The 13,687-nt window shown below is 61.5% G+C and carries 13 protein-coding genes; 10 read left to right on the forward strand and 3 right to left on the reverse strand.

Annotation, left to right across the window (positions count from 1 at the left end):
• Nucleotides 1-948: helix-turn-helix domain-containing protein (locus tag E1180_RS09215; protein ID WP_208997038.1), on the forward strand; the 948-nt coding region annotated here is incomplete at its 5' end.
• A 241-nt stretch (nucleotides 949-1,189) separates the two neighbouring features.
• Here the strand turns inward: E1180_RS09215 and E1180_RS09220 are convergent.
• Nucleotides 1,190-2,839: an FMN-binding glutamate synthase family protein gene (locus E1180_RS09220; RefSeq protein ID WP_425280908.1), complete on the reverse strand. Its 1,650-nt coding sequence runs from the start codon at nucleotides 2,837-2,839 to the stop codon at nucleotides 1,190-1,192.
• Between the two features lie 762 nt (nucleotides 2,840-3,601).
• On the opposite strand from E1180_RS09220, the gene E1180_RS09225 reads away from it, so the two are divergent.
• Nucleotides 3,602-5,383 (forward strand): vanadium-dependent haloperoxidase, encoded by a 1,782-nt coding sequence (locus tag E1180_RS09225; protein WP_155190894.1) that lies wholly within the window; start codon nucleotides 3,602-3,604, stop codon nucleotides 5,381-5,383.
• A gap of 183 nt (nucleotides 5,384-5,566) precedes the next feature.
• Here the strand turns inward: E1180_RS09225 and E1180_RS09230 are convergent, their stop codons facing one another.
• Nucleotides 5,567-6,775, reverse strand: a complete 1,209-nt coding sequence (locus tag E1180_RS09230) for a glycosyltransferase (protein ID WP_208997039.1) — start codon at nucleotides 6,773-6,775, stop codon at nucleotides 5,567-5,569.
• A 226-nt stretch (nucleotides 6,776-7,001) separates the two neighbouring features.
• Here E1180_RS09230 and E1180_RS09235 point away from each other — a divergent pair, with 226 nt between their 5' ends.
• The 4 genes from E1180_RS09235 to E1180_RS09250 all read left to right on the forward strand — a co-directional run bounded on the left by E1180_RS09235 (nucleotide 7,002) and on the right by E1180_RS09250 (nucleotide 10,645).
• A complete protein-coding gene (locus E1180_RS09235) occupies nucleotides 7,002-7,733 on the forward strand; it encodes a substrate-binding periplasmic protein (protein WP_155190895.1) in 732 nt (243 codons plus the stop codon).
• Between the two features lie 59 nt (nucleotides 7,734-7,792).
• Nucleotides 7,793-8,215: a secondary thiamine-phosphate synthase enzyme YjbQ gene (locus E1180_RS09240; RefSeq protein ID WP_155190896.1), complete on the forward strand. Its 423-nt coding sequence runs from the start codon at nucleotides 7,793-7,795 to the stop codon at nucleotides 8,213-8,215.
• Nucleotides 8,216-8,664: 449 nt separating this feature from the next.
• On the forward strand, nucleotides 8,665-9,372 hold the full coding sequence (locus E1180_RS09245; protein ID WP_155190897.1) for a hypothetical protein: 708 nt from the start codon (nucleotides 8,665-8,667) through the stop codon (nucleotides 9,370-9,372).
• Nucleotides 9,311-10,645, forward strand: a complete 1,335-nt coding sequence (locus E1180_RS09250; RefSeq protein WP_155190995.1) for a DNA-packaging protein — start codon at nucleotides 9,311-9,313, stop codon at nucleotides 10,643-10,645. Before E1180_RS09245 ends, E1180_RS09250 begins: the two co-directional genes overlap by 62 nt.
• A gap of 235 nt (nucleotides 10,646-10,880) precedes the next feature.
• Here E1180_RS09250 and E1180_RS09255 read toward each other — a convergent pair whose 3' ends face one another.
• Nucleotides 10,881-11,162 (reverse strand): GIY-YIG nuclease family protein, encoded by a 282-nt coding sequence (locus tag E1180_RS09255; protein ID WP_155190898.1) that lies wholly within the window; start codon nucleotides 11,160-11,162, stop codon nucleotides 10,881-10,883.
• Nucleotides 11,163-11,632: 470 nt separating this feature from the next.
• On the opposite strand from E1180_RS09255, the gene E1180_RS09260 reads away from it, so the two are divergent.
• Genes E1180_RS09260 through E1180_RS09275 form a run of 4 tightly spaced genes read left to right on the forward strand, consistent with a single transcriptional unit; the run spans nucleotide 11,633 to nucleotide 13,679 of the window.
• Nucleotides 11,633-12,823 carry a phage portal protein gene (locus tag E1180_RS09260; protein WP_155190899.1) on the forward strand — a complete coding sequence of 397 codons (1,191 nt, stop codon included), beginning with the start codon at nucleotides 11,633-11,635 and terminating at the stop codon, nucleotides 12,821-12,823.
• A complete protein-coding gene (locus E1180_RS09265; protein ID WP_155190900.1) occupies nucleotides 12,823-13,017 on the forward strand; it encodes a hypothetical protein in 195 nt (64 codons plus the stop codon). The genes E1180_RS09260 and E1180_RS09265 overlap by 1 nt, the downstream gene beginning before the upstream one ends.
• A 36-nt stretch (nucleotides 13,018-13,053) precedes the next feature.
• Nucleotides 13,054-13,248 (forward strand): hypothetical protein, encoded by a 195-nt coding sequence (locus E1180_RS09270; protein WP_155190901.1) that lies wholly within the window; start codon nucleotides 13,054-13,056, stop codon nucleotides 13,246-13,248.
• Nucleotides 13,245-13,679 (forward strand): HK97 family phage prohead protease, encoded by a 435-nt coding sequence (locus E1180_RS09275; protein ID WP_155190902.1) that lies wholly within the window; start codon nucleotides 13,245-13,247, stop codon nucleotides 13,677-13,679. The genes E1180_RS09270 and E1180_RS09275 overlap by 4 nt, the downstream gene beginning before the upstream one ends.
• Nucleotides 13,680-13,687: the final 8 nt, after the last annotated feature.

Below are 13,687 nucleotides of genomic sequence, written 5' to 3' on the forward strand. Positions count from 1 at the left end.
GGGGGGGCAGGGGCGGGGCACCATCCGGCGATCAGCTCGATGAGATGTGGAAACAAGTCACGCCGGTTGAAGTTTCTCACATGCGCTGACAATACTCCGCACATGGACAAACGAGACCGTGCCGATCTATTCCGCGAGCGCCTCATGCTGGCCCTGCGCGAGCGCGACATGAACCGCAGCGAGCTGGCCCGCACGGCCCATCTCGACCGGTCGACCGTCTCGCAGCTTTTGTCGGATGACACACCGCGCCTGCCGAACGGGCAGGCTCTGGCCTCAATTGCGACGGCGCTCGGGGTTTCCTCCGACTGGCTGCTCGGGCTCACGACCCATAAGGGCGCGGCGGCGGAAATCCTGGATCAGGCGGTTCAGGTGGCCGAGACGGAGCGCCATCCGGTCGATGAGCATCTGCTTGCCTGGTACCGGGACGCGGTCGGCGTCAAGATCCGCCATGTGCCGGCCAATCTTCCCGATGTTCTGAAGACCGAGGCCGTGCTTTCCTACGAATATTCGGGCGAAACCTTCCGCACGCCCGGACAGGCGATCACCGGAACCCGGGATCAGCGCGCGCTGTTGCACCGGGCGGAAACGGACATGGAAATCGCCTTGTCGAAAGAGGCTCTGGAAGGGTTCGCCCGCGGTGAGGGCTTGTGGATCGACTTGGCCGCCGATGTCCGCCGTGAGCAATTGCTTGTCATGGGGCCGAATCTGGACGAGCTGTACCCTTCGCTCCGCTTGCATCTTTTTGGCGCGACCGACCGGTTCTCCGCGCCCTTCACCGTGTTCGGCAAGAAATGGGCCGCGCTCTATCTCGGACAGCGGTATCTTGCCTTTTCAAACACCCGTCATGTCCAGCTCTTTTCCAGCCATTTCGACGATCTCGTCCGCCATGCGGTCGTCCGCTCCCATGAGGCCGGCGAATTCGTGGTGAAGCTGGCAGACACGATTTGAGGCGGCCGTAAAGCCTCCGGTCCCGAGCGGGCCTGCGGGCCTTTCTGAATTTCTCGAAGTTTTGAGGTTAGAGCACCCTAATCACCTGAATCCGAAGTTCGCCCAACATAAAAGCATGCTCTGAACGGCCTTCAGTTTAACCAAGGTGACGAGCAGGTTTATGTTTCTCGTGTGGTTTTTGGGAATTGAAATTCGGTAAGGAGCTTGCCTCAAGTATGAAACAGATTTCAATTCTACCAGGCTAATGGTGCCCGCGGTGCGGGTTCTGCATGGCCTTGACGTCCGCGACCGTGTGGGCGGGGTCGAAACTGTCCGCTTGGGCCATCATCCAATAGGTTGAGTAGCCCGGAATGGTGTGGCCGTCCTCCAGAAGGGCGCCGGGATGCAGCCAGGTGAGCGCCGCGCTGGCCGGCATGATCTCGCGCTGGCCTTCGCGCACATAAAAGTGCTCGGGCCGGAACTCGCGCGGATGGGCAAAGCCGGCCGCGGCCGTGAATTGCTGCAAGGCCTTGATCGTGTTGGCATGAAAATTCGCGACCCGCGCCGCCTTGTCCGGCACCACAAGGGCCTCCTGCCGCTTCTTGTCCTGTGTGGCGACCCCCGTCGGGCACTTGTTCGTGTGGCAGCTTTGCGACTGAATGCAGCCGACCGCAAACATGAAACCGCGCGCGCAGTTTACCCAATCGGTCCCGATGGCCATGGTGCCCGCGATGTCGAAGGCGCTGATCAGCTTTCCGCTTGCGCCGATCTTGATATCCTCGCGCAGACCCGCGCCGACAAGGCAATTATGGGCGAATGACAGCCCCTGGCGCAGCGGTGTGCCGAGCCGGTTGGAGAATTCGACCGGAGCCGCGCCGGTTCCCCCTTCCGCGCCGTCGATCACGATGAAGTCCGGTTTGATGCCCGTGTCCAGCATCGCCTTGACGATGGCCATGAATTCCCAGCGGTGGCCGACACAAAGCTTGAAGCCGGCGGGTTTGCCGCCGGACAGATCCCGCAAGGTCTTGACGAATTGCAGCAGCTCCACCGGTGTTGAAAAGGCCGAATGGCCGGCCGGCGAGATGCAATCCTGGCCAAGGGGAATGCCGCGTGCCTCTGCAATCTCCTCGGTCACCTTCGCACCCGGCAGCACGCCGCCATGGCCAGGTTTTGCCCCCTGGCTCAGCTTGATCTCGATCATCTTGACCTGGGGATCGGCCGCCTGCTTGGCGAATTTGTCCGGATCGAACCCGCCATCTTCTGCCCGGCAGCCGAAATAGCCGCTGCCCAGTTCCCAGACCAGGTCGCCGCCGCCTTCGCGGTGGTACCGCGAGATGCTGCCTTCGCCGGTGTCGTGAAAGAAGTTGCCGCGTTTGGCCCCCGTGTTGAGCGCAAGGATCGCGTTCGCCGACAAGGACCCGAAACTCATGGCCGAGATGTTGAAGAGAGAAGCCGAGTAGGGCTGTTTGCAATCCGGCCCGCCGATTGTCACCCGGAAGTCTTCATCGGCGTGCCTGCGCGGGCAGACCGAGTGGTTCACCCAGCTGTAGGAGCCGTCATAGACATCCTGCTCGGTGCCGAAGGGAAGCACATCCTCAATATTCTTGGCCCGGTCATAAACCATCGAGCGCCGCTCGCGGGAGAAGGGCTTTCCGTCCTGATTGCTTTCAAAGAAGTATTGCCGCAGCTCTGGGCGGATGGCCTCGAACAGGAACCGGAAATGCCCGACGACCGGATAGTTGCGCAGGACCGAGTGCCGGGTCTGCGTCAGGTCCAGCAGGCCGACGACTGACAATCCGGCAAAGACGATCAGCGGCCAGACGAAGTGGACACTGACAGACAGCATCAGGACAAAGCTGACGGCTGCCAGCACAAGGCAGAGGATAAAAACGGTTTGGCGGGCCGGGAACACGGGACGCAGTCTCCTTGGAGTGGCTGGCTAGAGATAGTTTTGTCAGGGGCGGGCCAAAAAGGAAAGGGGCAGAGCGAATTAGGAGACCTGATGCCACAAGTGCTTGAGGATCTGTTCGCTGAAGAACCAAAGCACAGGCCGGTGGCTTTGCGCTGATACCGACAATATGAGTATGGATGCTTCGGAACCCAGACCTAAAGCGACGGTTGTATTTGGGTCCAAGCGTGTGTGTTTTCAATTGCGATGTTTTAAGCGCGGGCAATTGTTCCCCAGAGAAAACGGATTCCCAGGAGCCGGGCCGTTTGAAAAGTTTTTTTGGTCAGTTGCTTACTGGGGTAAGCGCCAGACGCTGATTCGTCAGTGGGCGTTGAGGGCGAGAGCGTTTTTTGCATAACCGGGGACGAAATGCCGCTGGTCGACAAAGCCCGTAGTGGTGAGCCGCAGCGCAAAAGGTGTGTTTCGCAATTTGGGATTGCGGGTCGGTTGGTTGAGTTGGGGCATGGCTTGCCTGTTTATGACAGTCCGGGTTCGCTTCGATTTTTATAAAGGGGCATGAACCGGCAAGGTTTGAATGCATTATTCTTAACTTGCGGGCCCGTTTGATCAAACCTTGCTTTGGGACGTGTTTATATTGTCTTTCAGGCGTTTTCTATCGGCCCGATTATTGTTCAAAGTAACGCTTTGAGGGCCGTTCGCCAAAGGTCGGGGTTTTACGAGCCGAACACACCCCAAGCCCCTTCATTGATATGTTGGGAGTGACTAATGAGCCGTTCAAGAATTTCCTACGACGTGCGTGTTGCCGCGGCGGACCTAGCAAGGCACCGGACGCATCCGGTGCACAAGGCAAATGGCGATGAGCAGAGGTATGCGCCTGCGAACCATGCCCTGAGTTTCACAAAGGGACTTGAACACGATAAAGGCACGGGGCTGGTGGCGGACCCTGCTCATTATCTTGCATTCCGCAGAGCCATCGACGAAGGTTTGATCACAGCGTTTCAAGACGGCACTGTCCCCCCCGCCGGCGTCAAGGGCCGGCAATGGGAAGCTCCGACCGCAGGTGTTGTTACCGATTTGCAAGGGCCAGACGCCCAAGCCGTGACCATGGCACCGGCGCCTGCGATGGGAAGTGACGAGCTAGCCTATGAGATGGCCGAAGTCTATGAGCTGGCTTTGCTGCGGGACGAGCATCTTGACACGTTTGAAGGTGGATTGACTGCCACCTCAAAGTTAGTGGCAAGTCTAAATAACCTGAACAAGATGCAATACACCGCTGATGGATTTCCAAGACGACCGCGCAAAAGCGGCGGAAAACACATCACGCCGCAACAGGCGTTCAGAGGGTCCTCTCCCGGTGTCGTCGACGGGCCCTATTTGTCACAGTTCATGCTGATCGGAAATGGAAATGTTGAAGACGGCAGGATCGGCTACGGGCCGCAGCAGATAGATCAGCGCGTACCGGTTGCAGCGGAAAAAGACTGGATGACGGCCTGGGACGATTGGCTGGCGGTTCAAAATGGCGCAAATGTGAGGGACAACGATACGCTTTTTGACGCCAAGGCGCCGCGTAGGTTCATCAAAACGCCGAGGGACCTTGCGACCTATGTGCATGATGATGCGTTGTATCAGGCCTATTTGAATGCATGTCTCATCCTTCTTGGCATGAGGGCTCCGCTCGATCCGGCATTCAAGCAGTTATCGGGGGCTGGCAGCCAGTCGAGCGGCTCTGCCTGGCAAGCCGGCGGCTTTGCTCTTTTCGGCGGTCCGCACATTTTGACATTAGTCACGGAAGTGGCTACCCGGGGCCTTAAGGCCGTGCGGTTCCAAAAGTTCAACAATCACATCCGTCTGCGTCCGGAGACCCTTGCCGGGCGGATCGAGAAGGCGAAGACAATCGACGATATCCATTTTGTAGGTCAGGAGGTATTTCAAGCCTTCGCACAGAAGCTTCAGCACACGATCAAGGCAGTCAAAAAAGCAAGCGGTAATGCACTTCTACCCATGGCGTTTCAGGAAGGCTCGCCAATGCACCCGGCCTATGGCGCCGGTCATGCGACTGTGGCCGGGGCGTGCGTTACTATATTGAAAGCGTTTTTCGACACCGGCGCCATTCTGGTCGACCGTAAGTATGAAACCCTGTCCGGGAAGGTCATAGAGGAGATCGCCTTCCGCACACCTGCCCGGAAGAACGCCGTCGTCTTCGAGGAAGTGACACCGGACGGCACGGTCCAGGAGCGGTTCTCTCTGAAACGGGATGACAAGCCGGTCGCCTTCCGGCCGGATGCTGATGGTGCCAACCTTGTTAAAGACAACAAGGGCGGTTTCCTGACCCTCGAAGGGGAGCTTAATAAGCTGGCGGCGAACATTTCCATTGGCCGAAACATGGCTGGAGTTCACTATTTTTCCGATTATTATGACAGCTTGCGCATGGGCGAGGAGATTGCCATCGGCATGCTCGAGGAACAGGCATTGTGCTACATAACCGATCCGTTTGTAATGTCCATTCCAACCTTCGACGGCGATGTCGTCCGGATTGGCGGACGCTAATACCTGGGCACCCGGCTGTTTGTCAGCCGGGTGCTAGCTGGTGAATTGCGGGATCGGCAGCATGTCAGCTTGAGTTCTCATTCCTCAGAACTTGCATCAGCCTTTCAGCGGTGCCTTCGGTGCCGGGTTCGCCGGCCATGATGGCAGCTGCCGTCTCCGCGCTTTGCCTGTAAAGCGGATTTTTCAACCCGTCCAGGGCCTTGGCAAGGGCCGGGGGGGCAGTTTCTTCTGCGGGATCGGAGGCGGGCCGGCGTTGATTGCGCTCACCCGGTTGCCCCAGAAAGGCTGGTCGCCGAAAACCGGACACACAAGCGACGGCTTGCCCCAGCGCAGGGCCTCGTGCGTGGTTCCGGCCCCGCCATGATGCACAACGCCAAGGCAGCGCGGGAACAGCCAGCTATGCGGGGCCTTGTCGAGAAGGAAAACCTTCTGCGCCAGCGTGCCAGGCAGGTCCTGCCGTGTGAGCCCGCCCCAGCCGGTCGCCAGAATGGCGCGGTGCCCGCTCAAGATCAGGGCGTCCAGCACGGTTTTGGTGATAGCGGCCGGGTCCCGGCTCGGCATGGAGCCGAAGCCGAGATAAACCGGCGGCGCGCCCGCCTCCAAAAAAGCGCCAAGATCCGGCGGCGGCCGGTAGGCGGAATCCGGTTCGGTAAACCAGTACCCGCAAGAGACTGCCTCCATCGGCCAGTCGCTTGGCGTTGGGACCAGGGCTCTGGAATAGGCCTGCAGGGACAGGGCTTTGGAGCCATCCGGCATGTGCCCGTCGATCAGGGAACCGGGCAGGGCGCATTCGGCCGCGGCCTCCGCGCGGACCTGCTTGATCAGGGGCGCAAGGCCGAGGCGCATCAGCCATTTTCCCGCCCGGTAACTGAACCGGTTGAGCGTCCGACCAAGGTCCGGAAGGCCAAACAAACCGATGGGAAACGCCCCGGTGGGCGCCATGATCGGTTGAAGTGCCGTCGGCAGGGCCGGTATGCCAAGGCGGCGGGCCGCCAGTGTTGTCACCGTGGCCTTGAGGTTGAACAGGATCAGGTCAGGCTTTTCCTCAAGGCAAATTCCCCAAAGCGCCTTTGCGACCTTGCTTTGCAGCGCCAGGGTCGCGCGGGCGGCCTTGTACTTGCCGGAAAGGGAAAAGAGTGCGGCGCGGACATCCGCGTCCTGAAGCAAGGTCTGGTAGTTGATCGGGAGCGGCCGGGCCCGGGCTCCGGCAGCAGCAATGCTGTCCTCAAACCCCTCTCCGGTGCTGATGACAACGTTAGCCCCAGCGTCTGTGAGTGCACGGGCCAGAGCCGTATAAGGCTGCACATCGCCTCGTGTCCCCAGTGAGGCGATCAGGATTTTGGGCCGGTTTCCAGACCGGGACTCTGGCGAGGCGTGCGGGGAAAAGGACATGGGATGCGGTGCGGCCATTGGGGCGTGGACTGGTCTTTACGTGGCGCCTGACTTCGGACAATTCAACTCGGGGCTGCCAGCTTCCTTCTAAGCATGCCAAGATTGCCATTGAAACAAACAATGTCCAAAAAGGCATGCCGCACGGCACATTCCCGAGGGGCGCTATAGCTTTTTTCACTCCTGCGGGCTACGAACAGCGCGTGAGTATCCGGACTGAAAGGCGCTGATGATCGCGCGGTGTGTAATATGGATTGGCATATGGCTTGCCGCTTTCTGCGGCCCGCTGCAAGCCGTTGACATCCTTCCTGTCGTTACAGAAGACTACCCTCCTTACGAAATGGAAACGCCCCGGGAGGGTTTGCGCGGGTTCGACTATGAGGTCGCCGTGGAGGCCTTTGCCCGGATGGGATATGACGCGGATATCCAGTTCCTGCCCTGGAAGCGGGCGCTCAACGAGGCGGAGGCTGGAACTGCAGCCGGTATCCTCACCTGCGCACGCACAAGGGAGCGTGAAACATTCATTCTCTTTTCCGAGCCGATCAGTTCGTTCACCAGCGGTTTTTTCTACCGCGCCGGGCAGGGCGGTGACATACCAAACACGCTGGAAGACGTTGCCGGGCGCAGCGTTGCCTCCGTTACCGGCTATCAAAGCCTGGAGGAACTCAAAGAAGCCGGGGCAGATCCGGTGGAAGCACCGGCAACCGAAAACGCCCTTGGCATGCTGGCGGCCGGACGGTTCGATTTCTTCTATGCCGGCCGGGAAACCACGGATTTCCTGATCCGCCAGCTGGGTCTGTCCGGGCAGTTCGGCTTTTCGCCGGTGGCGGAACAGCCCTTTCACTTCTGCTTTTCCAAAAACTATCCGGGCGTGGAAACGCTCGTTGCGCAGTTCAATGCCGCCTTGCTGGACATGCAGGAAGACGGCACGTATGACGCTATCCACGCCAAATACCGCTGAGACCGGTCCCATGGGCGATTGGTGTTAGGCCGTTTGCCACGGCCGGACGGAGTTTTTTGATGCACACCGCCTTTTCGATCACAACGCGCGGCCAGGGTCTTTACGAATTTACCCGCGAGGTTGCCGCCTGGGTCGATCAGACCGGTGTTACGGACGGCGTTTTGACCCTGTTTGTCCGGCACACGTCCTGCTCGCTCCTGATCCAGGAAAACGCGGACCCGGATGTGCAAGTGGATCTGAAGGCCTTTTTCCAGCGCCTTGTGCCGCCCACGACCGACCCGTCCATGAGCTATCTGATCCACACCTACGAGGGGCCGGACGACATGCCCGCCCATATCAAGGCCTCGGTTCTGCCCGTCTCCCTCTCTATTCCGCTGGTGGATGGCCGATTAGCGCTCGGCACCTGGCAGGGCCTTTACCTGTTTGAACACCGCGACCGCCCCCACCAGCGGCAGGTGGTGGCAAAGGTTCTGGCCGGGTAGGGGCAATGGCGTGTTGACGCGGTAGCTTATTGAACACAAGAACGATTAATCGCAGTTGGGTGCCATGGCGGTATCCGCTGCGAACGATAGCTGCCGAAAAATAGGAAAAAATTCCTTGACACCGTAACGGTGATGTGGCATGGTTTTGTCATGATCCCAAAACTGTGGTTGTGGCCGGGTGGTCGGCGAGGCTGGTGAGTGAGCTGACTGGTGTGGAGCCTCATGGTGGTTGCCCTTCCCGAAAGGATGGTGACGGCCTGAAGCGGTCTGGTCAGGCCAATCTCTTCACGCCCGTTTCCTTTAGGTCAGTCTAAGGCAGGGCCGCGCGGCGGGGATAAGTTTTGACGAAGGTTACATGAGCTGGCGCAAGCCGGCTTTTTTTGTGCCCGGTTTCCGGTGAAAAACCGGGCTTTTGAGCGATGATCGGATTTTGGTGGGGAGGCGCGCCAATGGGGGATAGGGATGCAAACTCCACGGTGCGTGAGCGGTTGTCCGGGCTCGGTCTTGCCGATGCGCTCCGCCTGGAAAAGGCCGAGGCGAAAAAACAAAAGCGGCGGGAGAAGGAGGCCCGGCGGGCGTGCCGGCAGGATGCCCGGCAAGGGGATGCCGAAAGGGGGGATGGCGATAGGCGCGGCGATTTGGACACTGTCGCCTCTGGCCCGGCAGGGACATCTGCCGCCGATACGGTCCTCGCGCCGGAGGCAACAGTAGCGGTGCCTTTGCACCCGGACCGGAAGATGGTGTCCGAAGTTGCCTTGCCGGATCTGCCCGCAGCGGCGGAGGGCAAAGACCCGGAGGCCGGCCCCTTGAAACAGCTGCCCGGAGAAAGCACGGCTGAGATGATCACCCGGCTTTACCAGGCCTTCAGCGGCCAGATGGACCAGCTTGAAACCCGGCTGGCCGGGCTCTTGCCGGAAGCGGGCGGCATGGCCGACATCGATAAGACAGTGAAAACACTGGCAAGCCTTGCCAAGACGCTGACCGTGTTGATGGAGCTTCGGGACGCAAATGCGGCGGGGGTCCAGTCAGATACGCAGGCTGATGCCCAATCAGCTGCCCAGGCAGGCGGGGAGGAGAGTGAGTGTGACGACCCGGATGCGCTCCGTGCGGAGCTTGCGCGCCGCGTTCTCGGCCTTGGCGGACAAGGGGCAGGTTGAACCCGCGCTTGCGGCCCTGAGCGGGGCCGAGCTTGCGTTTTTGAAACATGACTGGCCGACCTTTGCCCATTCCCATCAGTTGCCCCCGGAAACGGACTGGGGCGTCTGGCTGATGATGGGCGGGCGTGGGGCCGGAAAGACACGGGCCGGGGCGGAATGGATCCGGGCGCGGGCCCTTGGCCACAGCTGGAGCGGCGCAGCGTTTGCCGGGCGGATCGCCCTGGTCGGGGAGACTTACGCCGATGTGCGCGAGGTGATGGTGGAAGGGGTGTCGGGGCTTCTGGCCATCCACCCCAAGGCCGAGCGTCCGCGCTGGATCCCGACGCGGCGGCGGCTGGAATGGCCGAGCGGCGCGGTGGCCCAGGCCTTTTCCTCCGAGGACCCGGAGGCCCTGCGCGGGCCGCAATTCGACATTGCCTGGTGCGATGAACTTGCCAAATGGCGTTATGCCGAGGAGACCTTCGACATGTTGCAGTTCGGCTTGAGACTGGGGGCGCGGCCGCGCCAGCTGGTAACGACCACCCCGAGGCCGGTCCCGCTGATCAAACGGCTGATGAAACAGGCCGGAACCGCCATTACCCAGGCGCCGACACGGGCCAATGCCCTGTTTCTGGCCCCCAGCTTTCTGGATGCGGTGGTCGGCCGGTATGCCGGGACACGCCTTGGCCGTCAGGAGCTGGACGGCGAGCTGATCGAGGACCGGCCGGATGCGCTCTGGTCCCGTGAGCGGCTGGAGACGATCCGGGTCGACACGGCGCCGGACGATCTGGTGCGGATCGTGATCGCGGTCGACCCGCCGGCCAGCGCAACCCGCACGTCCGATGCCTGCGGGATAGTGGCGGCGGGGCTGGCGGCAGATGGCAAGGCCTATGTTCTGGCCGACCGCAGCCGCCGTCCGGCAAGCCCCGGCGTCTGGGCGGCCGCTGCCACCGGGCTGTGGCAGGGGCTGAAGGCGGACTGCCTGATTGCCGAGGTGAACCAGGGCGGCGACATGGTCGCAAGTGTCATCAAGAGCGCCGACCCGTCGGTGCCGGTCAAACAGGTGCGCGCCAGCCGGGGCAAGTTCTCCCGCGCCGAACCGGTCGCCATGCTCTACGACCAGGATAAGGTCCGCCATGTGGGCGCCTTTCCCGACCTGGAGGACGAGATGGCCGATTTCGGTCCCGGCGGCCTGACCACCGGCCGCTCCCCCGACCGCCTCGATGCGCTGGTCTGGGCCATCTCCGAACTCATGCTCACTCCCAAGGCAGAACCCAAGGTCAGAGGCCTTTAGGGGGGCTTCTTGGTCAGATGTGTCTTTTCTTGGTGTCACCCCGGCCCTGAGCCGGGGCCCACTCGCCGCGCGGCTTGGAACGGTGGTGCTTGTATGAAGACTTGCGTCAGCGGATTGCCGGAAGGCAGTGCGCGCCCGGCGCTGCTCTGGAAACGAGTAGGCCCCGGATCTCCGCTTTGCTCCGTCCGGGGTGACAGGGTGGTGAAGCCTGTGCTCGGCCGAGGAGCAAAGCGTGTCAAAGGCCGACAGATAAATCGAGCCAATCCGGATTGGACTTTTCGATCAGCTGGATCTTCCAGCTACGGCGCCATTTCTTGAGCCGCTTCTCCATGGCGATGGCTTCGTCGACATGGTGAAATGCCTCCGCAAAGACCAGCCGCGTCACGTTGTGTTTGTGGGTGAAGCTCGCAGCGTCGCCCCGCCGGTGCTGGTCTAGCCGGCGCGCTAAATCATTCGTGACCCCGACGTACAGGGTCCCATGCTTACGGCCTGCAAGAATATAGACGAAGTAAGCCATTGCCCCGCGCAATTGCCCTCGTGTCACCCCGGGCGACGTTAGGAGACCCGGGGCCTACTCGCAAGGCGGCTTGTAACGGCGGTGCTTGTTTGACGTCTTGCGTCGGCGGATTACCGGGAGGCCGTGCACGCCCGGCGCTGCTCCGTCCGGAATTGATGACAATCTGTGAAGGTTTGGCAAGGTTTCACCCATCGCTCCGTCATCCTCGGGCTTGACCCGAGGATCCATTCCGTTCCGTTGCCCCACGCAGGGCTGATTGAATGGAACGCTCACGGTATGGATCCCGCATCAAGTGCGGGATGACAGCGGAGGATGTGGTGGGCTCTCACCTTTCGCGGTTAACGGCCGTCAAAGCAGCGAGTTGATGACAGCTGCGGGGTAACGGCGGACGGCGTGTCGCCGGCGAATTGATTCAATGCCTCAACGGCTTGAGCCATACCTTGAACACTCATGAAAAGGGCAGGAATATCATGCGGTTAAGAGACGCCCTTGAATCGGTCTTTCGCCCAGATGCCGTGGCGGCAGTGGAGCAAAAAGCCTCGCGGGCCGGTGCGCTGCTGGCATTGCAGGGGCCGTCACAGCCCGTGTGGAGCCCGCGCGATTATGCAGCCCTTGCACGCGAAGGCTTTGCCAAAAACCCCGTCGTTTACCGCGCGGTGCGGCTCGTATCGGAGGCCGCTGCCAGCGTGCCGCTGCTGCTCTTCGATGGTGCGGATGAGCTGGACGTGCACCCGCTTCTGGACTTGCTGGCCCGTCCGAACGGCCAGGAGGCGGGTGCCGATTTTCTGGAAGGTCTATACGGCCATTTGCTGGTGGCCGGAAATGCCTATCTCGAGCAGGTCCCGGTCAATGACCGGCCCCGCGAACTCTACTGCCTGCGCCCTGACCGGGTGAAAGTGGTGCCGGGGCCGGAAGGTTGGCCGGAAGCCTTTGACTATACGGTTGGCGGGCGCACCGTCCGGCTGAGCGGTACCGCAGACGAGGGGATCGCTCCGGTCCGGCACCTGAAGCTGTTTCATCCACTCAACGATCACTACGGGTTTGCGCCCGTGGAAGCAGCGCAAATGGCGCTGGATATTCACAATGCGGCGGCGGGCTGGAACAAGGCTTTGCTCGACAATGCGGCCCGCCCGTCCGGCGCGCTGATTTACGGGGCGGGCGATGCGCTCAATCTGTCGTCCGACCAGTTCGACCGCCTGAAAGCAGAACTGGAAGACGGCTATCAAGGCGCGCGCAATGCCGGGCGGCCGCTGCTTCTGGAAGGCGGGCTCGACTGGAAGCCGATGGGCCTCACACCGAAGGACATGGATTTCATTGAGGCCAAGAACCAGGCGGCACGGGAAATCGCGCTCGCCTTCGGGGTGCCACCGATGCTGCTCGGTATTCCGGGCGACAACACCTATTCAAATTATCAGGAGGCGGGACGGGCGCTTTGGCGCGGTGCGGTTCTGCCGCTGGTCCGCCGCACCGCCAGCCATCTGGCCGCCTGGCTCGGCCCGGCCTATGGCGGCCAGCTGAAACTGGTGCCGGATCTCGATGCGATCGAGGCCCTGTCGGCGGAGCGCGAAACGCTTTGGCGCAGGGTCGGGGCCGCGGAGTTCCTCTCGGACGATGAAAAGCGGGCGGCCGTCGGCTATGGCCCGCGCCCGGAGGCAGACTGATGGAGACCCTGGTGGACAGTGTCGTCACCCGCGGGGATCTCGCGCATCTGGCCCTGTTCTTGTGGGCGGCAACAGTGACGGCCCTCAATCTGGCGCTGGTGCGCGAGCTCAGCCAGTCGAACCGGCGGTTTTCCGACTTCGTGAACGAGATTGCCCGGCTCAACCGGCGCCTTCAGGGGCTGACCGGCCGCTGACGCTAGCGGATTTTCAAACCAAACAAGGAGGTGTCCATGAGCCTCGATGCAAACGTGACCGCACGGCCGCGCGCAAAACCCTGCGCGGCATCCGGAACTGAAAAGCGCTCGGCCAGCGGGCGCCGGGTCGAACATTTGCTGGTGTTCCGCGATTTTGCCGGAACGCTGTTTCATCTGGCGAGTGCGATCAATGTGCCGGAGGCCCGGCCCGTTCGGGAGACCCGCACATGACTGCGCCAGCCGAACGGCCGGTCCGGTTTGCAGGTTATGCCAGCTTGTTCGAAACGCTTGACGGCGCCGGAGACCGGATCATGGCCGGGGCATTTCGCAAGAGCCTCAGACAGCGGGGGGTGTCGCGCACTGCGATGCTCTGGCAGCACGATCCGGAACGCCCGATCGGGCGCTGGACCAGGCTGATCGAGACTGAGGACGGATTGTGGGCCGAGGGCGAGCTGACCACCGGAGTTGGATTGGCTGCGGAAGCCGCGCGCCTGCTTGCGGGCGGGGCGATGAACGGCCTGTCCATCGGTTTTAAGGCGCGCATGGCACAGCGCTCCGCCAACCGCCGCGAACGTTTATTGAGCGAGATCGACCTTTGGGAGATCTCGCTGGTGACCTTTCCGCAAATGGAGGAGGCGCGGGTGCGCTTTCTTTCAAACTGATCCCACGA

Origin of the sequence: Roseibium denhamense (genome assembly GCF_009711415.1) — a bacterium.
GTDB lineage: Bacteria > Pseudomonadota > Alphaproteobacteria > Rhizobiales > Stappiaceae > Roseibium > Roseibium denhamense.